We start from the raw sequence: 26,728 nt of genomic DNA on the forward strand, positions 1-26,728 counted from the left end.
ATTATGCTAATCAAATTATTAACTAAAGTTTTCGGTAGCCGTAACGACCGCACCCTGCGTCGTATGCGTAAAGTTGTCACCCTGATTAACAGCATGGAACCGGAAATTGAAAAACTTTCCGATGATGAATTAAAAGCAAAAACGGGCGAATTCCGTGCGCGCCTTGAGAAAGGTGAAGTGCTGGAGAATCTGATCCCAGAAGCTTTTGCTGTTGTTCGCGAGGCGAGTAAACGTGTATTCGGCATGCGCCACTTCGACGTGCAGTTGCTCGGCGGTATGGTTCTGAACGAACGTTGTATCGCAGAGATGCGTACTGGTGAAGGTAAAACACTGACGGCTACTCTGCCTGCATACCTGAACGCCTTAAGTGGCCGTGGTGTTCACGTTGTTACCGTGAACGACTATCTGGCTCAGCGTGATGCTGAAAACAACCGTCCGCTGTTCGAATACCTGGGCTTGAGCGTTGGCATCAACTTGCCAAACATGCCTGCACCAGCAAAGCGTGAAGCTTATGCAGCAGACATCACTTACGGCACCAACAACGAATACGGCTTTGACTACCTGCGCGACAACATGGCATTCAGCCCTGAAGAACGCGTTCAGCGCAAACTGCACTATGCATTGGTGGATGAGGTTGACTCAATTCTTATCGATGAAGCGCGTACGCCGCTTATCATCTCTGGTCCAGCTGAAGACAGCTCCGAGATGTACCGTAAAGTAAACAAAATCATCCCGAGCCTGATCCGTCAGGAAAAAGAAGATTCTGATACTTTCCAGGGCGAAGGCCACTTCTCGGTGGACGAAAAATCTCGTCAGGTAAACATTACTGAACGTGGTCTGGTACTGGTTGAAGAGTTGCTGGTTCAGGAAGGCATTATGGAAGAAGGCGAGTCTTTGTACTCCCCAACTAACATTATGCTAATGCACCACGTGACTGCTGCACTGCGTGCGCATGTGCTGTTCACCCGTGACGTTGACTACATCGTTAAAGATGGCGAAGTTATCATCGTTGATGAACACACCGGTCGTACCATGCAAGGTCGCCGCTGGTCTGATGGCCTGCACCAGGCTGTTGAAGCCAAAGAAGGCGTGGACATTCAGAACGAAAACCAGACGTTGGCATCCATTACCTTCCAGAACTACTTCCGTCTGTATGAAAAACTGGCGGGTATGACGGGTACTGCGGATACCGAAGCGTTCGAATTCAGCTCTATCTACAAGCTCGATACCATCGTTGTGCCAACTAACCGCCCAATGATTCGTAAAGACATGCCTGATTTGGTCTATATGACTGAAGCAGACAAGATTGTGGCAATCATTGAAGATATTAAAGAGCGTACTACCAACGGTCAGCCTGTGCTGGTCGGTACTATTTCAATCGAGAAATCCGAAGTGGTTTCTGCTGAATTGACCAAAGCTGGAATCAAACACAACGTTCTGAACGCCAAGTTCCACGCTAACGAAGCGGGTATTGTTGCTCAGGCCGGTTATCCAGCCGCCGTGACCATCGCAACCAACATGGCAGGCCGTGGTACGGATATCGTGTTGGGTGGTAGCTGGCAAGCAGAAGTTGCTGAGCTTGAAGACCCAACTCCTGAACAAATCGCGCAGATTAAAGCTGAGTGGCAGATTCGTCATGATGCAGTTCTGGCATCGGGTGGTTTGCACATCATTGGTACTGAGCGTCACGAATCTCGCCGTATCGATAACCAGCTCCGTGGCCGTTCCGGTCGCCAGGGTGATGCGGGTTCATCTCGTTTCTACCTGTCCATGGAAGATTCACTGATGCGTATTTTCGCATCGGATCGTGTTTCAGGCATGATGCGTAAACTCGGTATGAAACCGGGCGAAGCGATTGAACACCCATGGGTTACTAAGGCAATTGCTAACGCCCAGCGTAAAGTTGAAAGCCGTAACTTCGATATCCGTAAACAGCTTCTGGAATATGATGATGTGGCCAACGATCAGCGTCGCGCGATCTACAGCCAGCGTAACGAATTGCTGGATGTGAGCGACGTTAGCGAAACCATCAACAGCATCCGCGAAGACGTCTTTAAAGTGACTATCGACGCACACATTCCACCGCAATCACTGGAAGAAATGTGGGATGTTGAAGGTCTGGAAGAGCGCCTGAAAAACGACTTTGATCTCGAGCTGCCAATTAAAGAGTGGCTGGATAAAGAGCCGGAGCTGCATGAAGAAACACTGCGTGAGCGTATCTTGCAAAACGCTATTGAAGTGTATCAACGTAAAGAAGAAGTGGTTGGCATTGAAATGATGCGTCACTTCGAAAAAGGCGTCATGTTGCAGACTCTGGATTCACTGTGGAAAGAGCACCTTGCAGCGATGGATTACCTGCGCCAGGGTATCCACTTGCGTGGCTATGCGCAAAAAGATCCTAAGCAAGAATATAAGCGTGAATCCTTTGCGATGTTTGCTTCCATGCTTGAAGCGCTGAAATATGAAGTGATCAGCACGCTGAGCAAAGTGCAGGTTCGTATGCCAGAAGAAGTTGAGGCAATGGAACAGCAGCGCCGTGAAGAAGCTGAGCGCCTGGCACAGATGCAACAGCTGAGCCACCAGGATGACGACACACTGGCTGCAGAATCACTGGCAGCAGAAACCGGTGAGCGCAAAGTGGGTCGTAATGATCCGTGCCCATGCGGTTCTGGTAAGAAATTCAAACAGTGTCATGGCCGTTTAAGCTAAACACGTAATTGTCGATAAAGGCGCAGCTTGCTGCGCCTTTTTTCTATGGAGTGCCTGTACAAAAATGAAACAACTACAAATCGCCGTCGGTATCATCCGCAATAAAACGGGTGAAATTTTCATTACTCAAAGAGCGGTTGATGCACATATGGCCAACAAGCTTGAGTTTCCCGGTGGGAAGATTGAAGCCGATGAAACGCCTGAACAAGCATTAGTCCGTGAACTTCAGGAAGAAACAGGTATTACAGCCACCAATTTCACACTGTTTGATAAACTGGCTTACCAGTTCCCGGACAGGCATATCACACTGTGGTTTTTCATGGTGGAAAACTGGGAAGGCGAGCCGTGGGGAAAAGAAGGGCAACCGGGTCAATGGATTGCGCAAAATGCGCTGGTGGCGTCAGATTTTCCACCAGCTAATGAACCGGTAATTAGCAAATTACAGCAAGGTTAACGCAGATCTTCTTCACTCCAGTCGTCGCTTTCTGATAAATCGCCGCTGCTAGGAATTCGTTTTTCCTCGGCGGCCCATTCACCTAGGTCAATCAACTGGCAGCGTTTGCAGCAAAATGGACGATATGGGCTGGTTTCATCCCAGATGACAACTTTACCGCAGCCCGGGCAATTCACTTTTATTGCTTCAGTCATATTAGCTCCTTAACAGCACGCCAGCTCAAAATCGAGACGTTCAGGGATGAGCCCATTTTCGCTATCCAGCGGTAAGAAACGGATCGCAAAACGGCTCTTATGACCAGAAACCTGCGGATAAAGTTGCGACGAAAGGTCCAGCTGTAAACGCAGTAAATCGGCATCATCCCCGTTATCCTGATAAAAACCATTCAGGCTGGTTTGTTTACGGAAGGGTGCAGAATTACGAATAATATCGAGTACCAGATCCAGCGATTGCTTTAATGGCTGCAACGTCGCAAGCCAGCTATTAATTTGTGCATCGCGTTGATCTTGAGGTGAATACAGCCAGATGTGCAATGTTGGCAAATCAAAGCTACAGCACCCGCCAGGAATACTCAGACGCTGGCGAACCAGGGCAATCAAACGGTCTTCACGTAATGCCTGCCCCAGGCGAGGAGCTGCCATTAAAACACCGCCGCGTTCTTTGAGTTGGCTACGCAGTGAATCAATTCGCTGCATATCTACACCCGGAACTTCAGACCAGTTCAATAACTTACGCTGCTGGCGTTCCAGTTCTTTAAGAATATCTGTGCGAATCTCACCGCGCTCAAAGACATCAAGCAGGTCACCGATATTGCGGAAAAAATGAAGTGCTTTGGCCGTTTCGTCTACTGGTAATGAACTTTCGAGTTGTTGGATTAAGAACTCGATACGCAACCAGGTACGCATTTTTTCATTAAGTGGGTGCTCAAAAAGAATCTGGGTGCTCATTATTCGTTATCCTGCTGTGCGGCCTGGGCTGCCAGTTCCAGATACTGGCGGTGCAGACGGTCAACATGTGCGGCCACTTGTGCAGTGCCACCATCATTATTAATTACATCATCGGCGGCGCTTAAGCGTGCCTCGCGTGTCGCCTGTGCTGCAAGGATTTGCAGCACATGTTCGCGACTAACTTTATCGCGCGCAATAGTACGTGCGATTTGCACTTCTGGCGAGACATCAACAACCAGAACACGATCGGCCTTTTGTTGTAGGTTATTCTCAATTAACAACGGAACAACCCACAAAACGTAGGGTGAAAGAGCCTGGTTGATTTCATCTTGGGTTCGCTGATGGATAAGTGGGTGTAGCAGCGCGTTGAGCCATTTTTTCTGTTCAGCTGAAGAAAAGATCTTTGCGCGAAGAGCTCGACGGTTGAGAGTGCCATCCGGAAGGAGGATCTCATCACCAAAATGGTCAGAAATAATGCGAAGAGCGGGCTGACCTGGCTCTACGACCTGACGCGCAATCACATCAGCATCAACAACGGTAATACCTAAGCGGGAAAAGTTATCGGCGATAGTACTCTTACCACTGCCAATGCCACCCGTTAATGCAACCGTATAAACCATAAGAGTCGGACCCTGAAGCGATTTTATATTTCTAAGGTAAATTTTAACGATTGTAGCGTAAAAAAGACTGTTTTCGCAGTCTTGCGGCTGCATTAATAGTGCGTATGATAGCGTCACTGGAATTGGTAGTTATACCCGCCATACTTCAAGCCGCAGATGTGTTGGCCGCACTCACAAACCCCAGTTACTTACTCAAGTAAGCTCCCGGGGATTTGCTCCCTTGCGCCTTTCTGCAACTTGAATTATTCAGGATATAGATTGCTGATTGCGTTCACGCGTCCTTCGCCATTCGACCCAGGAATCTGCAACATGCGTATTGAAGAAGATTTGAAGTTAGGTTTTAAAGACGTTCTTATCCGCCCGAAACGTTCCACACTGAAAAGCCGCTCTGATGTAGAGCTCGAGCGCCAGTTCACTTTCAAACACTCCGGTATTGCATGGTCAGGTGTTCCGATCATTGCTGCTAACATGGACACCGTTGGTACATTCGGCATGGCTCAAGCATTGGCCTCGTTTGATATCCTCACCGCCGTGCATAAGCACTACTCTGTTGAAGAGTGGAGCAACTTCGTTAAGTCTGCTTCAGACGACATCCTGAAGTTCGTGATGGTTTCAACCGGTACATCCGACGCTGATTTCCAGAAGACCAAACAGATTCTTTCTTTGAACCCAGCGCTGAAATTTATCTGTATCGATGTGGCTAATGGCTACTCCGAACACTTCACTCAGTTCGTTTCTAAAGCGCGTGAAGCATGGCCGGATAAAGTTATCTGTGCAGGTAACGTTGTTACTGGCGAAATGTGCGAAGAGCTTATCCTTTCCGGTGCGGACATCGTTAAAGTCGGTATCGGCCCTGGTTCTGTATGTACTACTCGTGTGAAAACAGGTGTTGGTTACCCGCAACTTTCTGCTGTTATTGAATGTGCTGATGCTGCTCATGGCCTCGGTGGCCAGATTGTCAGTGACGGCGGTTGTACTATGCCGGGCGATGTTGCTAAAGCATTTGGCGGTGGTGCAGATTTCGTGATGCTGGGCGGTATGCTGGCTGGTCATGACGAAAGTGGTGGCACAATCGTTGAAGAAAACGGCGAGAAATTCATGCTGTTCTACGGTATGAGCTCCGAATCTGCGATGACCCGCCATGTTGGTGGGGTTGCACAGTACCGTGCAGCAGAAGGCAAAACCGTTAAGTTGCCATTGCGTGGCCCTGTTGAAAATACTGCCCGCGATATTATGGGTGGCCTGCGCTCTGCATGTACTTACGTTGGTGCTTCTCGCCTGAAAGAGTTGACCAAGCGTACTACGTTCATTCGTGTGAATGAGCAGGAAAACCGCGTTTTCAATAGCCTCTAAGCTATCAGCGACATACGGCGTGGCATTTTCGCTACGCCGTCATCCCGCACTCATTGCATCGCCTAACTGAAAAATAGGCAGATACATCGCGATGACCAGCGTCCCAATGATAATCCCCACAACTAACATCATTACTGGCTCCAGAGCGGCGGCAAGATTGTCTGCCAGTTCCTCGGTATGGTTATGATGCCAACTCGCTAGCTTCTCGAGCATTAAATCCAGGGCGCCTGACTCTTCTCCTATTCGTATCAATTGGCAACACAATGGTGTGAAGCGCTCGCTTTGTGAGAGTGTTTGCCACAGGGGGATTCCTTGAGTCACTTGGTGGTTTATTTGCACAATAACCTTCTTCCACAGTAGTTGCGGCAAAGTGGTTTCTACAGCTTTAAGCCCTTGTAGCAAGGGAATTCCTGCCTGCTGGGAAAGGGATAGCGTGGTATAGATTTGGCTAAGGATTTGCCCACGCCATAGCGGAGCGAGCAGTGGGGTTTGCAGCATCAGACGTTGTTCGTACTCTTGCCAGTGAGGTTTCTTTGTTCGCAAATAATAGCCAAAGGCCGTGAGTATAAGAGTGGCTAACAGCCACCATGCTCCCTGTGTTGTTACCCAGTTTGATACTGCCATTACCGCCACTGTAATAGCGGGTAAGGGGGCATTAAATGAACGATAAATATTGGCAAATTCAGGCAGTACAAAACTCATCATCCCGATAGTCACCAGTAGTGCTATCGCTACGATAAACAGTGGATAACGCAGGGCTTTCATGACCTTTTTACGCAGCTGGTACAGTTTTTCTTGTTGAGCTGCCAGCTTTTGGCAGCACTCGTCTAGCTTTCCGGTTAGCTCACCAATATGAATCAGAGCGATGAACAACGGCGGGAAAATCCCAGGCCATTGTTGTAAGGCGGCAGAAAAAGAGATGCCATTAGAAACGCGATGCCCGATGTCCTTAAGTAATGCCCGCCATTCACCAAAAGGGTGTTGCTGCGCAATAAGTATTAGTCCGTCAGACAAGGATATTCCCGCCTGAAGCAACGTCGCCAACTGGCGGAATACCTGTATTTTTTGCTTAATATGCCAGCAACCTCGGCGGGTGTGCGATATTTTCCGCAATTGTAAAAGCTGGAGGTCCGAAGTGATTAACTGTTCGCTGACAGATTCCGCATCATCCGCAAGCACATCCCCTTGTTGAATTTGCCCGTGTTGATCGACTGCTTTCCAGTGCCAGAGTACAAACTTAGTCATGAGGAACACCAAGCACCCGATATAGTTCTTCGAGAGTGGTTAGCCCTTGTTCAACAGCCTGGCAGCCACTTTCAAATAGCGTCATCATGCCTTGTTGTCTTGCCAGCGTTTCGATTTCATAGGCAGGCATGCCGGCAATAATTGCTGATTGAAGTGCTGTATCGATAAGCAAAATTTCAAATAATGCACTTCGTCCGTAGAACCCTCCATAACAGCGTTCACAGCCAGTTGCTTGCCAACGAGGCAAAGCAGTTGCCCAAAGCGATGTGGGTAGGATGATGTCTTCGGGGAGTTGTTCTTTACAGTGTGGGCAGAGTTTACGTACCAGGCGCTGTGCAACGACCATATTCAGTGCAGATGCTAACATCCATCGCTCGACTCCCATTTGTTCGAGACGAACGACAGTCTCAGTCGTGGAATTAGTATGCAGTGTTGAAAGTACCAGATGCCCTGTTTGCGCGGCTTTAATGGCTATTTCTGCTGTATCGCCATCTCGAATTTCGCCCACCATGATGATATCCGGATCCTGGCGTAGTAATGCGCGTAAAACACTTTGAAAATTAAGCCCCGCTTTAGTGTTAATTTGCGTTTGATTAAGACCTTGCATAGGGATTTCTATTGGGTCTTCAACGCTACATAGATTGGTTGAGACTTGGTTGAGTATCTTTAATGCACTGTAAAGCGTGATTGTTTTCCCACTCCCAGTGGGGCCAGTGACGAGAATCATGCCCTGCGGATTGGCTAAAGCGCTTTGAAAGCGAGAGCTATCCTCTGGTGACATGCCTAACTCTGATAGTTCAAAGGTTTGCTCTGTTTGTGCCATCAAACGTAAGACAACTTTTTCACCGTGATACACCGGCAGGGTCGCTATGCGAAATGAACATTTGCGATGTTCAATTTCGATCTCCATTTGCCCATCCTGAGGAAGGCGGCGTTCTGCTATATCCAGATTTCCCAATACCTTAAGTCGTGCGGTTAGCGGTGCAGCCAGATGCGCTGGCAGCAGGGGTTGCAGTTGCAGCACGCCATCAACGCGAAAACGAATTTGATACCCTTGCTCTACCGGTTCGAAGTGAATGTCTGATGCCCTGAGTTGCAGGGCTTTGTGGAGTGTATCTTGCAACAGTTGAACCACTGGAGCCGTATTCTCAAGAGGTTCCTCTGCGCTAACAGACGGCCGTGAGTGCCTTGCTTTTTCCAACTGCTCAACTGGCCAGTATTCAACATTGGCAGGCTTATCACAGATAAAACGCAATGCTTCAAAAAACTGTACGGGAGGGTTTGGTGCAATAGCGATATGCAGCAATGGAGCTTCAGAAAGCAATATCGCCTGATATTGGTTACACAGTGCGAGAATCTGCTGATTTGCCATGGTTTAATTTCCCGCTTGTTTATTATCAAAACGGAAGACTTCTTCGCAGGTTTGTTGAAGAGAATTATTACTGGTAGCGCTACAGGTTCGTGACCAACCTTCGATTCCTTCTACATCACTCCAGCGTGGAGACAGGGAAATGGTCAGCCCGTTGAGACTTTCTTGCCCCGCAAGCGTAACAGCACCTTGTTCGATGCTCATGCTGCTTACATAGCGGGTGGTTTTCGGTGAAGGGATACTATTACTCCCCGCGTCACATTCGCTAACTCCGCCCCTTTCAATCGCGCAAAGTTCAATGGCGGTACGGTAGGGCAGGAAGGTTTGCAACACGTCGGTCAGAGCCGCTTTACGCAGGTAGTTTTGATAGGTGGGAATACCGATGGCGCTAAGAATCGCAATAATACCGATGACTACCATCAGCTCAATAAGTGTGAATCCTTGTTGTTTGTTCATATGCCGCTCCTGTTTGAGATAGCGGCACTTTGCGTCGTTTAAATTCTTCAGGCGAGTGCGAGTGTAAACATCAGGATGTTGTCTTCCAAAATATTTTAGGTATTTGCAGAGACGGCAATAAAAATGCGAGCGATACCGTAACGGGAAGAAATAGGCAGATGAGTTTTAGCTCATCTGCCTGGCAGAAATTAGCGGAAACGCATGGAGAGATCGAGCGCGCGGACATGTTTAGTCAGTGCGCCAACAGAGATAAAATCGACACCTGTTTCAGCAAATTCACGGATAGTTTCTTTGGTTACATTTCCTGAAACTTCCAGACGTGCTTTACCATTGGTGATAGCGACAGCTTTACGCATATCTTCAACGTTGAAGTTATCGAGCATGACAATGTCAGCCCCGGCATGCAGTGCCTGTTCCAGTTCATCAAGAGACTCGACTTCAACCTCAACAGGTACATCCGGATGGAACCAGAAGGCTTTTTCTATCGCCTGGCGAATGGAACCTGAGGAGATGATGTGGTTCTCTTTAATCAAAAATGCGTCGGACAGACCTAAACGGTGGTTGCTACCACCGCCACACAGTACTGCGTATTTCAACGCGGTACGTAGACCCGGCAGAGTTTTACGGGTATCTAGCAATTGGGTGTTTGTGCCTGCCAGCAAATCAACATAGGTGCGCACTTCGCTTGCAACTCCAGACAGAGTTTGCACAAAGTTAAGCGCGGTACGCTCACCTGTTAATAGCACGCGTGATAATCCAGTTAATTCGAAAAGTGGCTGGTCAGCGGCAACGAGATCGCCATCTTCAACATGCCAGGTCACTTTGACATCTCCACCAAGCTGGATGAAAACCTCTTCGACCCAACGTTTACCACAGAACACGCCATCTTCACGGGTGATGATTACGGCATGTGAACGGTGATCGGCATCCAGGAGCTGCGCAGTGATATCGTTATTGGGGTTGACGTCACCACCAAGATCTTCACGCAAAGCCTGAGAAACAGCTTCTGGAATATCAAGGTTAATACGGTCGAGAAGCTCGTCACGTCGGCGGTCTGGGTTATAACGGCGAGGAGGCATGATAAAACTCCGAAATGGCTTAGTTAATGTCGAAACATGCTACATTGATGCGACCTCAAGTACCACTCTAAGGAGACCGTGGATGCAGCTAAAAGACGGCTGGCTGGTGGGTGTTAAACATGTCCCATCCCCACATTTCGATTGCCGACCAGAGAATGAAACACCTTCCTTGTTGGTGGTGCATAACATCAGTTTACCGCCAGGCGAATTTGGTGGGCCGTGGATTGATGCGTTGTTTACCGGAACACTTGATTCGCAAGCTCATCCGTACTTCGCGGGTATCGCACATTTACGAGTTTCAGCACATTGTCTTATTCGTCGTGATGGCGAAATCGTTCAATATGTAGCTTTTGATAAACGCGCCTGGCACGCAGGGGTTTCTTTGTATCAGGGGCGTGAACGCTGTAACGATTTTTCGATTGGTATTGAGTTGGAGGGGACAGATACACTGCCCTATACTGACGAGCAATATCAACAGCTTGCTGCGATTACAGATGTGCTGGTGAACGTTTATCCGGCAATTGCTGACCATATGACGGGACATTGCGATATTGCACCGGAGCGTAAAACCGACCCAGGTCCTGCATTCGACTGGTCGCGTTTTCGCCACTCGGTAGAGGTAACGCCGAATAAGGAGATGGAATGACGCTGTTTACATTACTGCTGGTGATGATTTGGGAACGGTTATTTAAGCTGGGCGAACACTGGCAGCTAGATCACCGCCTTGAAGTGCTTTTCCGGCGAGTAAAAAACTTTTCGTTATTACGTACCATTCTGATGACCGCCCTATGTATGTTGGTGGTTTTCCTCTGTATTCGCGCGTTGCAAGGTTTGTTCTTCAACGTACCGCTGCTCATTTTCTGGATTGCACTCGGCGTGTTGTGTATTGGCGCAGGGCAGGTTCGACTGCATTACCATGCGTATTTGCAGGCAGTGAGCCATGGCGATAGTCACGCGCGAGATGCGATGGCGAGTGAACTGACGCTGATTCACGGTGTTCCACCCGATTGTGACGAGCGTGAGTATCTGAAAGAGCTGCAAAATGCGCTGTTGTGGATTAACTTTCGTTTTTATCTCGCACCGCTTTTCTGGTTTATCGTCGGCGGTGTTTGGGGGCCGGTAACACTAGCGGGTTACGCTTTTTTGCGTGCGTGGCAGACGTGGCTTGCGCGCCATCATTCTCCGCAAGAGCGTTTGCATTCCGGTATTGATACCATTTTACATGTGCTGGACTGGGTGCCTGTGCGTCTGTTTGGTGTGGCATATGCACTACTGGGACATGGAGAAAGGGCGCTTCCTGCGTGGTTTGCGTCGTTAGCCGATCGCCATACCTCGCAGTATCAGGTATTGACCAGGCTGGCTCAGTATTCGCTAGCCCGAGAGCCACATCTCGATAAAATCAAAACGCCGAAGGCGGCGGTTTCGATGGCGAAGAAAACATCATTAGTTGTTTTAGTCGTTGTCGCGTTGTTGACGATTTACGGCACTCTGGTTTAAGCCTAATCCATCAGGCTATTTTATTTGCTAGTTTGAACCTGGGCTGTGCTCAAAATCCTCACGTACTACGTGTACGCTCCGGTTTTTCCGCGCAGTCCAGGTCCAAACTATCTGCAACAATAACGCCTGGTGGAATAGGCTCGCCTGAGTATTAGCGATTATCTGCAGACGGTATGCCGAACACCGGCATACCGTTTTCATCCCATTCGAGCGTTTTCAGGCGCGTATGGCGATTCGGGTCATACAGCGGATCGCCTTCAATTTCGGTGTAATTGCGCGCGTGATAAACCAGCACATCTTTCCCATCTGTAGTTTTGGTAAAACTGTTGTGGCCCGGCCCAAACTGCTTGTTCTCGTAGCTGGTGGCAAACACAGGCTGTGGCGATTTATGCCAGTTAGCAGGGTTAGTTGGGTCAGCATTCAGGTCGATCCACAACAAGCCGATGCAGTAGTTTTCATCGGTGGCGCTGGCGGAATAGCTGACAAACAGCTTATCGCCGTGAACCACGACCGCTGGCCCTTCGTTAACCAGAAAACCTCTGCATTCCCAGTCCAGCTCCGGCTTGCTTAACATCACCGGTGTGCCTTTGATGGCCCAGGGTGTTTCCAGCTCGGCAAGATAGATATTGGAGTTACCTGCAATATCAGGATCCTTCTGCGCCCATAAATACCACTGCTTGCCCTGATGACTGAAGGTTGTCGCATCAAGACAGAAGCTGTCGAATTGCGTTTTTACCTGGCCTTTTTCAACCCATTTCCCGGTGAGCGGGTCTGCATCCGCACACTCCAGTGCAAACATGCGGTGCTGGAACATATTTAACTGATCCAGTGCCTGTGTGTGGGTGGCAGCGAAATAGATGTACCACTTACCGTCGATATGATGCAGCTCTGGTGCCCAGATAAGCTCGCTCATTGGGCCATGATTGGGTTTGCGCCATACTACGGTAGGTTTCGCTTCTGGCAGCTCGCTTATTGTGTCCGCGCGGCGGATCTCCAGCCTGTCGTACTCTGGTACTGACGCAATAAAGTAGTAGCAATCTTCATGCAGCAAAATAAAAGGATCGGCGCGCTGCTCAATAAATGGATTAGGCCATTGCTCCTGATTCATAGGGCTTTCCTTACAGTTTGGCTTCAACAGGTTTGCTGTCGTGATATTCATTCAGTTCGCGATAGTTGATGCGGCGCTTTTCAAGGTCTGCCTGAATGCGCTGCATTAATTCACGGTCAACTTTCAACAAGCGCACAACGCCTGCGGTAATCAGGTAGCCAACGCCAGGGATGATGGTAAACAGCATCACAATACCGTTAATTGACTCAGGGCTTTGCTGTTTGGCACCGGCATCGTAGCCGTACCAGGAAAGCAGGAAACCAACCATTGCGCCTGCAATCGCAAGCCCCAGCTTCAGAAAGAACAAGTTACCGGAGAAGCTGATGCCGGTGATGCGTTTACCTGTTTTCCACTCGCCGTAATCGTCAACGTCAGCCATCAGTGACCAGTGCAGCGGCGACGGGATCTGGTGAAGAATGTTCAGCAGGAAATACATCACGACAATCAGTGTCGTGGCGTGCGGGTCGAGGAAGTAGAAACCGCTGGAGAAAATGGCCAATACAATGTTGGTCCAGAAGAACACTTTCAGTTTGCAGATACGGTCGGTTAACACTTTAGCCAGCATACTGCCGCCCATCATGCCGACTACGCCGAGGCTAATAAATAATGTCGCGAAGCTGGTGCTTTGGCCCATCACCCAGGTGACGTAGTACATGGTTGCCGCCATACGGATGAACCCAGGGCAGACGTTGCACAGTGTCAGCAGAAGAATGCGCACCCACTGGTCGTTTTTCCAGACATCTTTCAGGTCTGCTTTGAGATCGTCATTGCTGGGTACAGCCGGGCGAACACGCTCTCTGACGGTTGTGAAGCAGAACAGGAACATGCACATGCCAAGTACCGCCAGCACACCCATCGCCATTTGGTAGCCTTTGGCTTTGTCGCCGCCACCAAACCAGTCAACCATCGGCAGCAGGGAAAGCGAGAGAATCAACGTTGCAATACCAACCATAACAAAACGATACGACTGACAAGCGACACGTTCTTTGGGGTCGTTGGTAATCACACTGCCAAGTGAGCAGTAAGGAATATTAATTGCGGTATAGGTTAAAGAGAGCAGGAAATAGGTAACAAAGGCATAGATAACTTTGCTGCTATAAGCCCAATCAGGCGTGGTGAACATCAGGTAACTGAAGAAGGCAAAGGGCGCTGCCATCCATAAAATCCATGGACGAAAACGTCCCCAGCGACTCTGCGTTCTGTCAGCAATGGCGCCCATAATCGGGTCAGTTACTGCATCAATCACCCTGATTGAAAGCAGCATAACACCCACTAATGCCGGGGCAAGGCCAAAAATATCCGTATAAAAATAGTTAACAAACAACATAATGGCGCCAAAGATAATGTTACATCCGGCGTCCCCCATTCCGTAGCCAATCTTTTCTTTCACAGATAATTTGCTGCTTTCCATAGAAAATGCTCCTGACCAGAATATGGACAAGAGTATTGAGCTATTGGAGAAAATTTGCGTGTCTGTAATCCGCCACAGAGATGGACAATACTGTCATTGTTAAGAATATGTGAAGCAGATAACAAAGCGCCCCGATGAGCGATGGCTCGTCGGGGCGCTTTGAGCAGAAGGGAGAGTTAAGCTTTAACGCTCTTCAGATTCTTCTGTTTGATAAAATAACCGATACCGAGAACGACCACCCATACTGGAATCAGCCATACGGAGATAGCCATTCCTGGAGTTATCGCCATAATCACCAATACTGCCGCCATAAACAGCAGGCAGACATAGTTACCCAATGGATAGAACAGGGCAGGGAAACGCGTTTTCACGCCCTGTTGTTGTTTAGCACGGCGGAACTTCATATGCGCCAGGCTAATCATCGCCCAGTTGATGACCAGTGCAGACACCACCAGTGCCATCAGCAGGCCAAAGGCTTCCGCTGGTGCCAGGTAGTTGATCAGTACACACAGTGCGGTGAACAGAGCAGATACCAAAATGGTATTCACTGGAACGCCACGTTTATCAACTTTCTGCAGTGCTTTCGGTGCGTTGCCTTGTTGAGCCAGGCCAAACAGCATACGGCTGTTGCAGTAAACACAGCTGTTATAAACAGACAGCGCGGCGGTAAGAACCACAACGTTCAGTGCGTTAGCAACAAAGGTGTCACCCAGTTCGTGGAAGATAAGTACGAACGGGCTGGTATCAGCGGTAACGCGAGTCCATGGCATCAGAGATAACAGCACAGCCAGGGAACCCACATAGAAAATCAGAATACGGTAGATAACCTGGTTGGTTGCTTTCGGAATGCTAACCTGTGGGTTATCTGCTTCCGCAGCCGTAATCCCAACCAGCTCCAGACCGCCGAATGAGAACATGATAATCGCCATCATCATCACAAGTCCGGTCCAGCCGTGTGGCAGGAATCCACCTTGTTCCCATAAGTTGCGCACTGTCGCCTGTGGGCCTGCGTGATCGCTAAACAGCAACCATGCGCCAAATACGATCATAGCGACAACCGCGATGACTTTAATAATCGCGAACCAAAACTCCATCTCACCAAACACTTTTACATTAGTGAGGTTAACGGCATTGATGACGACGAAAAAGACTGCGGCAGATGCCCAGGTTGGGATCTCCGGATACCAGAACTGAATGTATTTACCAACTGCAGTAAGTTCTGCCATGGCAACGAGTACATACAGTACCCAGTAGTTCCAGCCAGAAGCAAAACCTGCGAATCCGCCCCAGTATTTGTAAGCAAAATGGCTAAATGAGCCCGCTACCGGCTCCTCAACGACCATTTCACCTAACTGGCGCATGATCAAGAAGGCAATAAAGCCTGCGATCGCGTAACCAAGAATAATCCCCGGCCCGGCAGATTGGATGACAGACGCACTGCCCAGAAACAGGCCTGTCCCAATAGCTCCACCTAGCGCGATGAGCTGGATATGGCGGTTTTTAAGGCCGCGTTTCAGCGTGTCGCCTTGTTCCATCATTTAACCTCGTGTGGTCATTTTCAGGGCGCTGGCCGCGCCTCTGTAAGTTTGTAATTCCGTAATGTGTAGTCTTTATTTTACGGTTTTTAATTCCAGTATTTTGCGCATTGGACTACCGCAGCGCAAAGAATAGTGGTAAGTGGCAGTGTTTGCACCTGCTTTCTATTATTGCCGTGACGAGTTGAATAAAAAGAAACCAGTTGTTCTTCCGCCCGAATTATTTATTCCGCCTGTTATTTATCCACGTTAAGCGAATTCGTTGAATTAATATTCATATTTTAAACTGATGAATCGGTTCATATTGCAAGAAAAGGCACTTTTTGCTGTTTCGTAAACGTTAAATACGTCTGTGTGTGAGTAAATGTGACATTTGTGCAAAGTTACAGCTTTGAAACGTCATTTCTGTAATGTTGTTAAAATGTGCCTGGTTTAATGATTTCAATCAAAACCAATATGGACAGAAGGTGAATACTTTGTTACTTTAGCGTCAAGAATGTGAAATTGGTCATACCAATTGACTAGCCCCAGATGATTTGAAGTCTGAAGGGGATATACCCCAAATAATTCGAGTTGTGGAAAAGCGGCAAACGAGAGAGTCACGGTGAGCTTACATAAGTAAGTGATTCGGGTGAACGAGAGCAGCTAACGCACCAACAACTTGAAGTATGACGGGTATAGGGCTAATGGCAGAGACAGGGAAAAAATGGCCTACAGCAAAATCCGCCAACCAAAACTATCCGATGTGATTGAGCAGCAGTTGGAGTTTCTCATCCTCGAGGGAACCTTGCGTCCCGGCGAAAAACTCCCACCAGAGCGCGAATTGGCAAAACAATTCGACGTTTCTCGTCCTTCACTACGCGAGGCCATTCAGCGTCTCGAAGCGAAAGGACTCCTGCTTCGTCGTCAGGGCGGCGGTACTTTTGTCCAAAACAGTCTTTGGCAAAGTTTAAGCGACCCTCTGGTCGAACTGCTGTCTGACCATCCTGAATCCCAGTTTGATCTGCTTGAAACTCGCCACGCACTTGAGGGTATCGCTGCCTATTACGCTGCATTGCGTGGTACAGACGAAGACCTCAAACGTATTGGCGACTGCCATTTTGCTATTCAACAAGCACAAGAATCTGGTGACCTGGACGCTGAGTCCGATGCGGTTATGCAGTATCAAATCGCCGTGACGGAAGCCGCCCACAACGTTGTGCTACTACACTTGTTGCGCTGTATGTCACCGATGCTCGAACAAAACGTTCGTCAGAATTTTGAATTGCTCTATGCGCGCCGTGAAATGCTGGCGCAAGTGAGCAGCCATCGCGCCAGCATTTTTGCGGCGATTATGGCTCGCCAGCCGGAGCAGGCGCGCGAAGCGTCGCACCGTCACCTGGCATTTATCGAAGAAATATTGCTGGATCGCAGCCGCGAACAGAGTCGTCGAGAACGTTCTCTGCGGCGCTTACAGCAACGTAAGGAATAAGAACCGTTAGGTTCTAAGCGCCAATTTTAGAGCGCGGCAACTAAACGCAGAACCTGTCTTATTGTGTTTTTCCAAGGAAAATACAATGGGACAGGTTCCAGAAAATCAACGTATTAGACACAGATAAGGAATACCACCCATGTCAGAACGTTTCCCAAATGACGTGGATCCGATCGAAACTCGCGACTGGCAACAGGCGATCGAATCGGTCATCCGTGAAGAAGGTGTTGAGCGCGCACAGTACCTGATCGATCAGTTACTGAGCGAAGCCCGTAAAGGCGGAGTAAAAGTTGCAGAAGGTTCTGCTGCCCGTCAGTACGTAAACTCCATCGCCGTTGAAGATGAACCGGAATACCCGGGGAATCTGGAGCTGGAACGCCGTATTCGTTCTGCTATCCGTTGGAACGCCATCATGACTGTCCTGCGTGCGTCTAAAAAAGACCTCGATCTGGGCGGCCATATGTCCTCTTTCCAGTCTTCTGCAACCGTGTATGACGTGTGTTTCAACCACTTCTTCCGCGCACGCAATGCGAAAGATGGCGGCGATCTGGTGTACTTCCAGGGCCACATCTCCCCAGGCGTATATGCACGTGCTTTCCTTGAAGGCCGCCTGACTGAAGACCAGATGAACAATTTCCGTCAGGAAGTTCACGGTAATGGTCTGTCCTCTTATCCGCACCCTAAATTGATGCCTGAATTCTGGCAGTTCCCGACCGTATCAATGGGTCTGGGTCCAATCGGTGCAATCTATCAGGCTAAATTCCAGAAATACCTGGAACACCGTGGCCTGAAAGACACCTCCGCACAGCGCGTTTACGCGTTCCTGGGCGACGGTGAAATGGATGAGCCAGAATCTAAAGGTGCGATCACTATCGCTACCCGTGAGAAACTGGACAACCTGTGCTTCATCATCAACTGTAACCTCCAGCGTCTGGATGGCCCAGTAACCGGTAACGGCAAAATCATTAACGAACTGGAAGGTATCTTCGCGGGTGCTGGCTGGAACGTTATCAAAGTGATTTGGGGCTCTCGTTGGGACGAACTGCTGCGTAAAGATACCAGCGGTAAGCTGCTGCAGCTGATGGGCGAAACCGTAGACGGCGACTATCAGACCTTCAAATCCAAAAACGGCGCTTACGTACGTGAGCACTTCTTCGGTCGTTATCCAGAAACTGCTGCACTGGTTAAAGATATGTCCGACGATGAGATTTGGGCACTGAACCGTGGCGGCCACGATCCGAAGAAAATCTACGCTGCACTGCGAAATGCACAAGAAACCAAAGGCAAAGCAACTGTAATCCTTGCTCATACCGTTAAAGGTTATGGCATGGGTGAAACTGCCGAAGGTAAAAACATCGCGCACCAGGTTAAGAAAATGAACATGGACGGCGTGCGTTATGTACGTGACCGTTTCAATGTTCCAGTGACCGATGCTGAGATCGAAAAACTGCCTTACATCAAGTTCGAAGAAGGCAGCGAAGAGTACAAATATCTGCATGGCCAGCGCGAAAAACTGAACGGCTACCTGCCGACGCGTCTGCCAAAATTCACCGAGAAACTGGAACTGCCAACACTTGCAGACTTCAGCTCTCTGTTAGAAGAGCAGAACAAAGAAATCTCCACCACTATCGCTTTCGTTCGTGCCCTGAACGTGATGCTGAAGAACCCGTCTATCAAAGACCGTCTGGTTCCAATCATTGCTGATGAAGCGCGTACTTTCGGTATGGAAGGTCTGTTCCGTCAGATTGGTATTTACAGCCCGAACGGCCAGCAGTACACCCCGCAGGACCGTGAGCAGGTTGCTTACTATAAAGAAGACGAGAAAGGCCAGATTCTGCAAGAAGGTATCAACGAGCTGGGCGCAGGTTCTTCCTGGCTGGCGGCGGCGACTTCTTACAGCACCAACGATCTGCCAATGATCCCGTTCTACATCTACTACTCCATGTTTGGTTTCCAACGTATCGGCGACCTGTGCTGGGCAGCGGGTGACCAACAGGCGCGCGGCTTCCTGGTCGGCGGGACTTCCGGTCGTACGACTCTGAACGGTGAAGGTTTGCAGCACGAAGATGGCCACAGCCATATTCAGTCTCTGACTATCCCTAACTGTATCTCTTACGATCCATCTTACGCTTACGAAGTTGCAGTCATCATGCATGACGGCCTGGTGCGTATGTACGGTGAAGCACAAGAGAACATTTACTACTACATCACCACGCTGAACGAAAACTACCACATGCCAGCCATGCCAGAAGGCGCGGAAGAAGGCATCCGTAAAGGTATCTACAAACTGGAAACGGTTGAAGGTAGCAAAGGTAAAGTTCAGCTGATGGGCTCGGGTTCCATCCTGCGTCACGTTCGTGAAGCTGCGCAGATCCTCGCGAAAGATTACGGCGTTGGCTCTGATGTATTCAGCGTAACTTCCTTCACTGAACTGGCTCGTGATGGCCAGGACTGTGAGCGCTGGAACATGTTGCACCCAACTGAAGAACCACGTGTACCGTACGTTGCTCAGGTTCTGAGCGATGCACCAGCAGTGGCATCTACTGACTATATGAAACTGTTCGCTGAGCAGATCCGTAACTTCATCCCGGCAAGCGATTACCGCGTACTGGGTACTGATGGCTTCGGTCGTTCAGACAGCCGCGAAAACCTGCGTCACCACTTCGAAGTGGACGCGTCTTACGTGGTTGTTGCAGCACTTGGCGAACTGGCTAAACGTGGCGAAATCGATAAGAAAGTGGTAGCTGACGCTATCATCAAATTCAACATCGATGCAGATAAAGTCAACCCGCGTCTGGCATAAGAGGTAAAGAATAAAATGGCTATCGAAATCAAAGTACCGGACATCGGTGCAGACGAAGTTGAAGTTACCGAAATCATGGTGAAAGTGGGCGACAAGGTTGAAGTTGACCAGTCCATCATCTCCGTGGAAGGTGACAAGGCTTCAATGGAAGTCCCTTCTCCGCAAGCAGGCGTGGTCAAAGAGATCAAAGTTGCGGTGGGTGACAAAGTTGAAACCGGCAAACTGGTTATGATTTTCGAATCCGCCGAAGGTGCAGCGCAAGCTGCCCCTGCTACGGCCGAAGAGAAGAAAGAAGCAGCGCCAGCAGCAGCTCCGGCAGCAGCCGCAGCAGCAAAAGAAGTGAACGTGCCAGACATCGGCGGTGACGAAGTAGAAGTTACCGAGATTATGGTTAAAGTTGGCGACAAAGTAGAAGCAGAACAAAGTCTTATCACCGTTGAAGGTGACAAAGCTTCTATGGAAGTCCCGGCACCGTTCGCAGGCGTTGTAAAAGAAATCAAAATCAACACTGGCGACAAAGTGTCTACCGGTTCTCTGATTATGGTCTTCGAAGTAGCGGGCGCTGCGCCAGCTGCAACCGAAGCCAAAGCAGAAGCGGCTCCGGCAGCGGCACCAGCGGCATCTGGCTCGAAAGAAGTTAACGTGCCAGACATCGGCGGTGACGAAGTTGAAGTGACTGAAGTGATGGTTAAAGTGGGCGATAAAGTTGCCGCTGAACAATCACTTATCACCGTAGAAGGCGACAAAGCTTCTATGGAAGTCCCGGCTCCGTTCGCGGGTGTTGTTAAAGAAATCAAAATCAATACTGGAGACAAAGTGTCTACCGGTTCCCTGATTATGGTCTTTGAAGTGGAAGGTGCTGCACCAGCTCCTGCCGCTAAGCAAGAAGCAGCAGCTCCGGCTCCTGCGACTGCGGCGCAAAAACCAGCTGCGGCTCCTGCGAAAGCGGAAGGCAAAACTGAATTCGCTGAAAACGACGCATACGTTCACGCCACCCCACTGATTCGCCGCCTGGCGCGTGAGTTTGGTGTGAACCTGGCGAAAGTGAAAGGGACTGGCCGTAAAGGTCGTATCCTGCGCGAAGACGTTCAGGCTTACGTGAAAGACGCGGTTAAGCGTGCAGAATCTGCACCAGCTGCGGCTACCGGCGGCGGTCTGCCTGGCATGCTGCCATGGCCGAAAGTTGATTTCAGCAAGTTCGGCGAAATCGAAGAAGTTGAACTGGGCCGTATCCAGAAAATCTCTGGTGCGAACCTGAGCCGTAACTGGGTGATGATCCCGCACGTTACGCACTTCGACAAAACTGATATCACCGATCTGGAAGCGTTCCGCAAGCAGCAGAACGACGAAGCTGCCAAGCGTAAGCTGGATGTGAAGTTCACGCCTGTCGTGTTCATCATGAAAGCGGTTGCTGCTGCACTTGAGCAGATGCCACGCTTCAACAGTTCTCTGTCTGAAGACGGCCAGAAACTGACGCTGAAGAAATACATCAACATCGGTGTGGCGGTTGATACGCCAAACGGTCTGGTTGTTCCGGTGTTCAAAGATGTGAACAAGAAGAGCATCTCTGAGCTGTCCCGCGAACTGATGGCGATTTCTAAGAAAGCTCGCGATGGCAAGCTGACTGCTGGCGAAATGCAGGGCGGTTGCTTCACCATTTCAAGCCTCGGCGGTATCGGGACGACTCACTTCGCGCCAATCGTTAACGCGCCGGAAGTGGCCATCCTCGGTGTTTCCAAGTCTGCTATCGAGCCGGTCTGGAATGGTAAAGAGTTCACTCCGCGTCTGATGATGCCGATGTCTCTTTCCTTCGACCACCGCGTGATCGACGGTGCTGATGGTGCGCGCTTTATTACCATCATCAACAATACGCTGGCCGACATTCGCCGTCTGGTGATGTAAGCCAAAAAGCCGGCCATTCGGTCGGCTTTTTTCTGGTAATCTCGTGATGCAGTTCGAGATTATCTGATGCAAAGGACAATTCGTTTGCCGTTTGTTGTTTCAAAATTGTTAACAGTTTTGTAGACTACGTGCGGATAGAACGTCCCGGTGGATGACGGGCGATAAGGCCAGGGATCACCGGATAGAAAACATAGAGGTCATGATGAGTACTGAAATCAAAACTCAGGTCGTCGTACTTGGGGCAGGCCCGGCAGGTTATTCTGCTGCATTCCGTTGCGCTGATTTAGGTCTGGAGACCATCATTGTAGAGCGTTACAGCACCCTCGGTGGTGTTTGTCTGAACGTTGGCTGTATCCCTTCTAAAGCCCTGCTGCACGTTGCCAAAGTTATCGAAGAAGCGAAAGCACTGGCTGAGCACGGCATCGTTTTCGGCGAGCCGAAAACTGACATCGACAAAATCCGTACCTGGAAAGAAAAGGTTATCAACCAATTGACTGGTGGCCTGTCTGGTATGGCGAAAGGTCGTAAAGTTAAAGTGGTGACTGGCCTGGGTAAATTTACCGGCGCTAACACCCTGGTTGTTGAAGGCGAAAATGGTCCAACGACTATCACTTTCGATAACGCTATTATCGCGGCGGGTTCTCGTCCGATTCAGCTGCCATTCATTCCACATGAAGATCCACGCGTATGGGATTCTACCGACGCACTGGAACTGAAAGCCGTACCAAAACGCATGCTGGTTATGGGTGGCGGTATCATCGGTCTGGAAATGGGTACCGTGTACCATGCGCTGGGTTCAGAGATTGACGTGGTTGAAATGTTCGACCAGGTTATCCCGGCTGCTGACAAAGACGTGGTGAAAGTCTTCACCAAGCGTATCAGCAAGCAATTCAACCTGATGCTGGAAACCAAAGTGACTGCGGTAGAAGCCAAAGAAGATGGTATCTACGTCACAATGGAAGGCAAAAAAGCCCCTGCTGAACCACAGCGTTACGACGCGGTTCTGGTGGCAATCGGCCGCGTACCTAACGGTAAGCTTCTCGATGCTGGCGCTGCTGGCGTTGAAGTTGATGACCGTGGCTTCATTCGTACCGACAAGCAAATGCGCACTAACGTGCCGCACATCTATGCTATCGGCGACATCGTGGGCCAGCCAATGCTTGCTCACAAAGGTGTTCACGAAGGCCACGTTGCCGCTGAAGTTATCGCCGGCATGAAGCACTACTTCGACCCGAAAGTGATTCCTTCAATCGCTTATACCGAACCAGAAGTTGCATGGGTTGGTCTGACCGAGAAAGAAGCGAAAGAAAAAGGCATCAGCTACGAAACCGCCACCTTCCCGTGGGCAGCTTCTGGCCGTGCTATCGCTTCCGATTGCGCAGACGGTATGACCAAACTGATCTTCGACAAAGAAACTCATCGTGTTATCGGTGGTGCGATTGTCGGCACTAACGGCGGCGAGCTGTTGGGTGAAATCGGTCTGGCTATCGAAATGGGTTGTGACGCTGAAGATATCGCGCTCACCATCCACGCGCACCCGACTCTGCACGAGTCTGTCGGCCTTGCTGCTGAGATCTTTGAAGGTAGCATCACCGACCTGCCAAACCCGAAAGCGAAAAAGAAGTAATCGCCTGAAGGATAAGAAAAAAAGCGGCCCAGGCCGCTTTTTTTTATGGTTTATTGTTGCTCTTCCTGCCAGCTTTTATCCGGATTGAACTCTTTTATTTCCTGCACTTTCTGCGCGGTTTCCTCGCCCAAATCCTTCTGATAAACCACGCCCTGGTTATTCACCATAAACGTAGTCACCCCCGTTTCCCCGTATTCCACAGGCCAGGCGACTAAAGCAAAGCCATCCGCCATTTTCCCGTCGCTAATATAGTTTTTCGCCCCGCCCGGTGCGTCGGCACCCTGAGCAGTCAGAATCCGGAAATGGTAGCCGTGATAACCCATTTCCGGGTGTTCTGGGCTGAAACTTGGGCCGAGTGGGCTAGGCGCTTCGCCAGGCGTGGCGGGCCAGTACAAGCCGTCTTTCTTGCCTTCCGAACTGAGAAATTTCTGAGCGTACTGTTGATCCAGCTGATAATAATCCTGCTGCGCCGCCACATAGGCCTGCACAGCCTGAATGGCTGATAGCTCGTTCAGGCCGATGGTGCGGGTGAGAATTTCATCTGCGGCCTTCTGCATATCGAAATGCCAGCCCGCGTCCGATTTCACCATCGGGATCGGCAACTGCCAGTTTTCCTGCCCGACATTGAGATGCGCGGTATCGCCTTGTTCATCGATATTGTGGCTGACTTTCCAGTCACGAACAAAGCGGGCGACGGCTTCCGGGTCGGCTTTTTCATCTGGCAAATATTGCCGCCAGTTATCGCCCAGCACTTCGGTCAGCGCGGCTTCATCCTGGTTTATCACCGCCGTAGCAAATGAGGTGGCCGCTTTTTCTGGCGTGGTAAACATTTGTTGCGCCTGAACAAAGGCTGGCAGCATCAACATTACAAGTGCACTTAACTTCATACGATTTTTCATGATGCCTCCCCGTTAGCGACGATGAAATTCACGATGCTCAGCTGGACGTTCTCGGTTTGCCGGGCGTTGTTGATGACTGGCGCGATTAAGACTTTGTTGCCCGCGCTGACTTTGTGCCTGCCAGGAGGGGGAGCGGCTGTCGTTCCCGCTAAACGCATTTGAACGTGTAGACGCAGTGCGTTGCAGGCGTTGTTCCTGACCAGGATTGCCGCTGCTCCGGTGTTGCTGGACGTTATCGCGACGCTGTTGTTGCTGAGCAGTCGGATGGTTGGCTTGCGATTTAGCCGTTTCACGACGCTGTTGCTGCTGCGCGGTCGGGTGATTGACCTGATTTTTGACCGCGTCTTTACGCTGCTGGGATGTCGAGTTGTTGAACTGCTGTTTTGCGGCATCGCGGCGCGCGTCGGTATTTTGTGAATCATAGCCACGATAGTTATTGCGCTGGGCAATCTTATTCAGTTGCTGCGTTGAAGCCTTACGCTGGGCATCGCGCGAAGCCAGCTGCGGCGCTGCGGCGTCAATACGCCCTTTATTCTGCTGCAACTGTGTGGCCGCCGCCTGCCGTTGGGCATCACGATTAACCGGCGCGCGTTGTGTTGCACTCAAACCACCTGCAACGTTGGTCTGGTGATAACGCTGGGCGACTGCGTTGTCGTGATAGGGAACGCCACCGCGATAGGCCGGATTATGCTGCCAGGTCGTGTTGCGGTTCTGGAGGTTTTGCCCGGAAATACGGTTGAAGTTATTCACGTTGTTGATATTGATATTATTGTTGCTGCCGCCGCCATGGTAATCATCATGATGGTGATAATCGTCATCGTCCCAGTCGATGTTACTGAATATCGCATAGGTGGTCGCCACTCCCAGACTGAACCCCAGGCCATTCACAAAGCTGTTGGTAAACTGTTGCCCCGGAGGCGGTGGGAGATATGTCGGCGGATAGGCCGTATTCGGCCAGGTGCCATACACCGTTGAGGGGTTGTAATTCGGCACATACACCACTTGCGGATCGGTCGGCTCGATTTTAATGATGGTTTCCGCAGGCGCTGCCGCGACGGTTTTTGATGATGATGAACTGGTGGTGGCCGGAGCGGGTGCGGCAACAGTTGTATTCTGGTTAACCGTTACGGGCGTGCTGGTCACCGTTTGCTGCAGCGTGGTTTTTAACGAACCCGTTTGCTGCGCCAGCAGGCGCAATTTCTGCACGGAATCCATCACATCCTGCGGCTGGGCTAAAAACGCATCCCCCAGATTTTGCACCCATTCCGGGTTTTCACCCATCAAAGCCATTAACTGCGGGAAAGCCACGAGAGATTTCACACTTGGGTCCCACGGCTGGTTCGCCACCGCCTGAATCGCCGCATCACCCTGCATCTTCGGGTTATCGCGTGACCATTGCACCGCCTGAACCACATTCGCCGGGTAAGTTGCCGCCATCAAAACCTGTGACAAAAGCGGGTCAGGATAGAGCGCAACGGGCGCAACCCACTGGTCGAGTTGAGCGGTACTGAACGTTGGCGGTGTAGCCGCCGTCGTCACGGGCGCCGCCGGGGCTGGAGTTGCTGGTGTGGCCGGAGCGGCTACCGGTGCCGTTTGTGCGGCTGGGGCTGCGGGCGCGGGTTCCGTCGTCTGGCTCTTAACGAAAAGAACACCAGACGCCGCTAGAATTCCAGCACTGCATATGAGAGCGAGAATATGGGGCTTAAAGGGCAACTTCATTTAACTTCTCCTGGTATTCAGAAGTAGAGAGCTGTGCCGGGAAGCGGCAATTCTGGCGAGTATAGAGAGCTGATAGTTTAATTTTTGACTTAAACGGTGATTCTTGCTGGGAATCTTGTCCGAAATCGTGAAATATTATTTCGAATTGCGCTGAAGGCGTGTTGGGAAAGTGAAGTGTTATGAGGGTATTCAGGTGACTTTCCAGGAAAAGGCTCAGGCATTTGCGTACCTAAATGCAACGATAGCCGATGTGCCAGCGGCACCAACCAGCGGCGTATTCACTATCACGCCGAAGGCCAAAGCGGGTACGGCGACAATCACCGTTCATGCCGCGGGAGGAACTGACGTAACGGTAGCGGTTACCGTAGCGCCATAAAACGAAAGGACCCGAGCTGGGTAATGCCGATCGTTTAAGGATCAGTTGACCGATCCGGTGGCTCGTGTAAAAAGGGTTCATGCACAACATGGACCCTTTTTAAATGGAACTTTCACAAGCTCTCGGTATTATCAATCTCACTGCCCCC

The 26,728-nt window shown here is 50.2% G+C and carries 22 protein-coding genes; 10 read left to right on the forward strand and 12 right to left on the reverse strand.

The annotated features are described in order from the left end of the window. Positions 1-3: 3 nt before the first annotated feature. Both secA and mutT read left to right on the forward strand, forming a co-directional pair. A complete protein-coding gene (gene secA, locus LVQ79_RS20355) occupies positions 4-2,709 on the forward strand; it encodes a preprotein translocase subunit SecA (protein WP_232866386.1) in 2,706 nt (901 codons plus the stop codon). A 64-nt stretch (positions 2,710-2,773) separates the two neighbouring features. Further along, positions 2,774-3,163, forward strand: coding sequence for an 8-oxo-dGTP diphosphatase MutT (gene mutT / locus LVQ79_RS20360; protein ID WP_232866389.1), 390 nt, complete (start codon positions 2,774-2,776; stop codon positions 3,161-3,163). Here mutT and yacG read toward each other — a convergent pair. Genes yacG through coaE form a run of 3 tightly spaced genes read right to left on the reverse strand, consistent with a single transcriptional unit; the run spans position 3,160 to position 4,730 of the window. Then, complete coding sequence (yacG, locus tag LVQ79_RS20365) at positions 3,160-3,357, reverse strand: DNA gyrase inhibitor YacG (RefSeq protein WP_232866390.1); 198 nt, start codon at positions 3,355-3,357, stop codon at positions 3,160-3,162. The two genes, mutT and yacG, sit on opposite strands and share 4 nt — an antisense overlap. 9 nt (positions 3,358-3,366) lie before the next feature. Then, positions 3,367-4,110, reverse strand: a complete 744-nt coding sequence (gene zapD / locus LVQ79_RS20370; RefSeq protein ID WP_232866393.1) for a cell division protein ZapD — start codon at positions 4,108-4,110, stop codon at positions 3,367-3,369. Continuing rightward, complete coding sequence (gene coaE, locus LVQ79_RS20375; protein WP_232866394.1) at positions 4,110-4,730, reverse strand: dephospho-CoA kinase; 621 nt, start codon at positions 4,728-4,730, stop codon at positions 4,110-4,112. Before coaE ends, zapD begins: the two co-directional genes overlap by 1 nt. Before the next feature lie 309 nt (positions 4,731-5,039). On the opposite strand from coaE, the gene LVQ79_RS20380 reads away from it, so the two are divergent. Further along, entirely contained in the window at positions 5,040-6,083 is a 1,044-nt protein-coding gene (locus LVQ79_RS20380; protein ID WP_064516213.1) for a GMP reductase, read from the forward strand. A 39-nt stretch (positions 6,084-6,122) separates the two neighbouring features. On the opposite strand, the gene hofC is transcribed toward LVQ79_RS20380, so the two are convergent. From hofC to nadC, 4 genes are all read right to left on the reverse strand, one after another. Next, positions 6,123-7,328 (reverse strand): protein transport protein HofC, encoded by a 1,206-nt coding sequence (hofC, locus tag LVQ79_RS20385; RefSeq protein ID WP_232866396.1) that lies wholly within the window; start codon positions 7,326-7,328, stop codon positions 6,123-6,125. Next, positions 7,321-8,700, reverse strand: coding sequence for a type II secretion system protein GspE (gene gspE, locus LVQ79_RS20390; RefSeq protein WP_232866398.1), 1,380 nt, complete (start codon positions 8,698-8,700; stop codon positions 7,321-7,323). Before gspE ends, hofC begins: the two co-directional genes overlap by 8 nt. 3 nt (positions 8,701-8,703) lie before the next feature. Continuing rightward, positions 8,704-9,153 (reverse strand): prepilin peptidase-dependent pilin, encoded by a 450-nt coding sequence (ppdD, locus tag LVQ79_RS20395; protein ID WP_232866399.1) that lies wholly within the window; start codon positions 9,151-9,153, stop codon positions 8,704-8,706. A 188-nt stretch (positions 9,154-9,341) separates the two neighbouring features. Then, complete coding sequence (nadC, locus tag LVQ79_RS20400; protein ID WP_232866402.1) at positions 9,342-10,232, reverse strand: carboxylating nicotinate-nucleotide diphosphorylase; 891 nt, start codon at positions 10,230-10,232, stop codon at positions 9,342-9,344. 82 nt (positions 10,233-10,314) lie between these two features. Between nadC and ampD the strand changes: the two genes are divergently transcribed. Beyond that, positions 10,315-10,878, forward strand: a complete 564-nt coding sequence (gene ampD, locus LVQ79_RS20405; protein WP_232866405.1) for a 1,6-anhydro-N-acetylmuramyl-L-alanine amidase AmpD — start codon at positions 10,315-10,317, stop codon at positions 10,876-10,878. After that, a complete protein-coding gene (ampE, locus tag LVQ79_RS20410) occupies positions 10,875-11,729 on the forward strand; it encodes a beta-lactamase regulator AmpE (protein ID WP_232866407.1) in 855 nt (284 codons plus the stop codon). Before ampD ends, ampE begins: the two co-directional genes overlap by 4 nt. 151 nt (positions 11,730-11,880) lie before the next feature. Here the strand turns inward: ampE and LVQ79_RS20415 are convergent, their stop codons facing one another. The 3 genes from LVQ79_RS20415 to aroP all read right to left on the reverse strand — a co-directional run bounded on the left by LVQ79_RS20415 (position 11,881) and on the right by aroP (position 15,786). Then, the gene (locus LVQ79_RS20415) at positions 11,881-12,837 is read right to left on the reverse strand and encodes a glycoside hydrolase family 43 protein (RefSeq protein WP_232866410.1); all 957 of its coding nucleotides are present in this window, start codon (positions 12,835-12,837) and stop codon (positions 11,881-11,883) included. 10 nt (positions 12,838-12,847) lie between these two features. Next, the gene (locus tag LVQ79_RS20420; RefSeq protein WP_232866413.1) at positions 12,848-14,248 is read right to left on the reverse strand and encodes a glycoside-pentoside-hexuronide (GPH):cation symporter; all 1,401 of its coding nucleotides are present in this window, start codon (positions 14,246-14,248) and stop codon (positions 12,848-12,850) included. 176 nt (positions 14,249-14,424) lie between these two features. Beyond that, entirely contained in the window at positions 14,425-15,786 is a 1,362-nt protein-coding gene (aroP, locus tag LVQ79_RS20425) for an aromatic amino acid transporter AroP (RefSeq protein ID WP_134187047.1), read from the reverse strand. Between the two features lie 703 nt (positions 15,787-16,489). Between aroP and pdhR the strand changes: the two genes are divergently transcribed. The 4 genes from pdhR (at position 16,490) to lpdA (ending at position 23,586) form a co-directional block, all read left to right on the forward strand. Beyond that, positions 16,490-17,254, forward strand: coding sequence for a pyruvate dehydrogenase complex transcriptional repressor PdhR (gene pdhR / locus LVQ79_RS20430; RefSeq protein ID WP_034493407.1), 765 nt, complete (start codon positions 16,490-16,492; stop codon positions 17,252-17,254). A gap of 139 nt (positions 17,255-17,393) precedes the next feature. Next, entirely contained in the window at positions 17,394-20,057 is a 2,664-nt protein-coding gene (aceE, locus tag LVQ79_RS20435) for a pyruvate dehydrogenase (acetyl-transferring), homodimeric type (RefSeq protein ID WP_134187045.1), read from the forward strand. 15 nt (positions 20,058-20,072) lie between these two features. Next, positions 20,073-21,959, forward strand: coding sequence for a pyruvate dehydrogenase complex dihydrolipoyllysine-residue acetyltransferase (gene aceF / locus LVQ79_RS20440; RefSeq protein ID WP_232866414.1), 1,887 nt, complete (start codon positions 20,073-20,075; stop codon positions 21,957-21,959). A 202-nt stretch (positions 21,960-22,161) separates the two neighbouring features. Then, entirely contained in the window at positions 22,162-23,586 is a 1,425-nt protein-coding gene (gene lpdA, locus LVQ79_RS20445; protein ID WP_034460910.1) for a dihydrolipoyl dehydrogenase, read from the forward strand. A gap of 50 nt (positions 23,587-23,636) precedes the next feature. Here lpdA and LVQ79_RS20450 read toward each other — a convergent pair whose 3' ends face one another. Continuing rightward, positions 23,637-24,485, reverse strand: coding sequence for a DUF2950 domain-containing protein (locus tag LVQ79_RS20450; protein WP_232866416.1), 849 nt, complete (start codon positions 24,483-24,485; stop codon positions 23,637-23,639). A gap of 12 nt (positions 24,486-24,497) precedes the next feature. Beyond that, entirely contained in the window at positions 24,498-26,204 is a 1,707-nt protein-coding gene (locus LVQ79_RS20455; protein WP_232866417.1) for a DUF3300 domain-containing protein, read from the reverse strand. Between the two features lie 169 nt (positions 26,205-26,373). Between LVQ79_RS20455 and LVQ79_RS20460 the strand changes: the two genes are divergently transcribed. After that, the gene (locus LVQ79_RS20460; protein WP_232866419.1) at positions 26,374-26,580 is read left to right on the forward strand and encodes a hypothetical protein; all 207 of its coding nucleotides are present in this window, start codon (positions 26,374-26,376) and stop codon (positions 26,578-26,580) included. Positions 26,581-26,728 lie beyond the last annotated feature (148 nt).

Origin of the sequence: Buttiauxella cochleicola (assembly GCF_021282405.1) — a bacterium.
Taxonomy (GTDB): Bacteria; Pseudomonadota; Gammaproteobacteria; order Enterobacterales; family Enterobacteriaceae; genus Buttiauxella; species Buttiauxella massiliensis.

Bases quoted from the DNA above. Each gene is read 5' to 3' on its own strand.
- secA (WP_232866386.1), top strand. From the start codon at position 4: ATGCTAATCAAATTATTAACTAAAGTTTTCGGTAGCCGTAACGACCGC.
- mutT (WP_232866389.1), top strand. From the start codon at position 2,774: ATGAAACAACTACAAATCGCCGTCGGTATCATCCGCAATAAAACGGGT.
- yacG (WP_232866390.1), bottom strand. From the start codon at position 3,357: ATGACTGAAGCAATAAAAGTGAATTGCCCGGGCTGCGGTAAAGTTGTC.
- zapD (WP_232866393.1), bottom strand. From the start codon at position 4,110: ATGAGCACCCAGATTCTTTTTGAGCACCCACTTAATGAAAAAATGCGT.
- coaE (WP_232866394.1), bottom strand. From the start codon at position 4,730: ATGGTTTATACGGTTGCATTAACGGGTGGCATTGGCAGTGGTAAGAGT.
- LVQ79_RS20380 (WP_064516213.1), top strand. From the start codon at position 5,040: ATGCGTATTGAAGAAGATTTGAAGTTAGGTTTTAAAGACGTTCTTATC.
- hofC (WP_232866396.1), bottom strand. From the start codon at position 7,328: ATGACTAAGTTTGTACTCTGGCACTGGAAAGCAGTCGATCAACACGGG.
- gspE (WP_232866398.1), bottom strand. From the start codon at position 8,700: ATGGCAAATCAGCAGATTCTCGCACTGTGTAACCAATATCAGGCGATA.
- ppdD (WP_232866399.1), bottom strand. From the start codon at position 9,153: ATGAACAAACAACAAGGATTCACACTTATTGAGCTGATGGTAGTCATC.
- nadC (WP_232866402.1), bottom strand. From the start codon at position 10,232: ATGCCTCCTCGCCGTTATAACCCAGACCGCCGACGTGACGAGCTTCTC.
- ampD (WP_232866405.1), top strand. From the start codon at position 10,315: ATGCAGCTAAAAGACGGCTGGCTGGTGGGTGTTAAACATGTCCCATCC.
- ampE (WP_232866407.1), top strand. From the start codon at position 10,875: ATGACGCTGTTTACATTACTGCTGGTGATGATTTGGGAACGGTTATTT.
- LVQ79_RS20415 (WP_232866410.1), bottom strand. From the start codon at position 12,837: ATGAATCAGGAGCAATGGCCTAATCCATTTATTGAGCAGCGCGCCGAT.
- LVQ79_RS20420 (WP_232866413.1), bottom strand. From the start codon at position 14,248: ATGGAAAGCAGCAAATTATCTGTGAAAGAAAAGATTGGCTACGGAATG.
- aroP (WP_134187047.1), bottom strand. From the start codon at position 15,786: ATGATGGAACAAGGCGACACGCTGAAACGCGGCCTTAAAAACCGCCAT.
- pdhR (WP_034493407.1), top strand. From the start codon at position 16,490: ATGGCCTACAGCAAAATCCGCCAACCAAAACTATCCGATGTGATTGAG.
- aceE (WP_134187045.1), top strand. From the start codon at position 17,394: ATGTCAGAACGTTTCCCAAATGACGTGGATCCGATCGAAACTCGCGAC.
- aceF (WP_232866414.1), top strand. From the start codon at position 20,073: ATGGCTATCGAAATCAAAGTACCGGACATCGGTGCAGACGAAGTTGAA.
- lpdA (WP_034460910.1), top strand. From the start codon at position 22,162: ATGAGTACTGAAATCAAAACTCAGGTCGTCGTACTTGGGGCAGGCCCG.
- LVQ79_RS20450 (WP_232866416.1), bottom strand. From the start codon at position 24,485: ATGAAAAATCGTATGAAGTTAAGTGCACTTGTAATGTTGATGCTGCCA.
- LVQ79_RS20455 (WP_232866417.1), bottom strand. From the start codon at position 26,204: ATGAAGTTGCCCTTTAAGCCCCATATTCTCGCTCTCATATGCAGTGCT.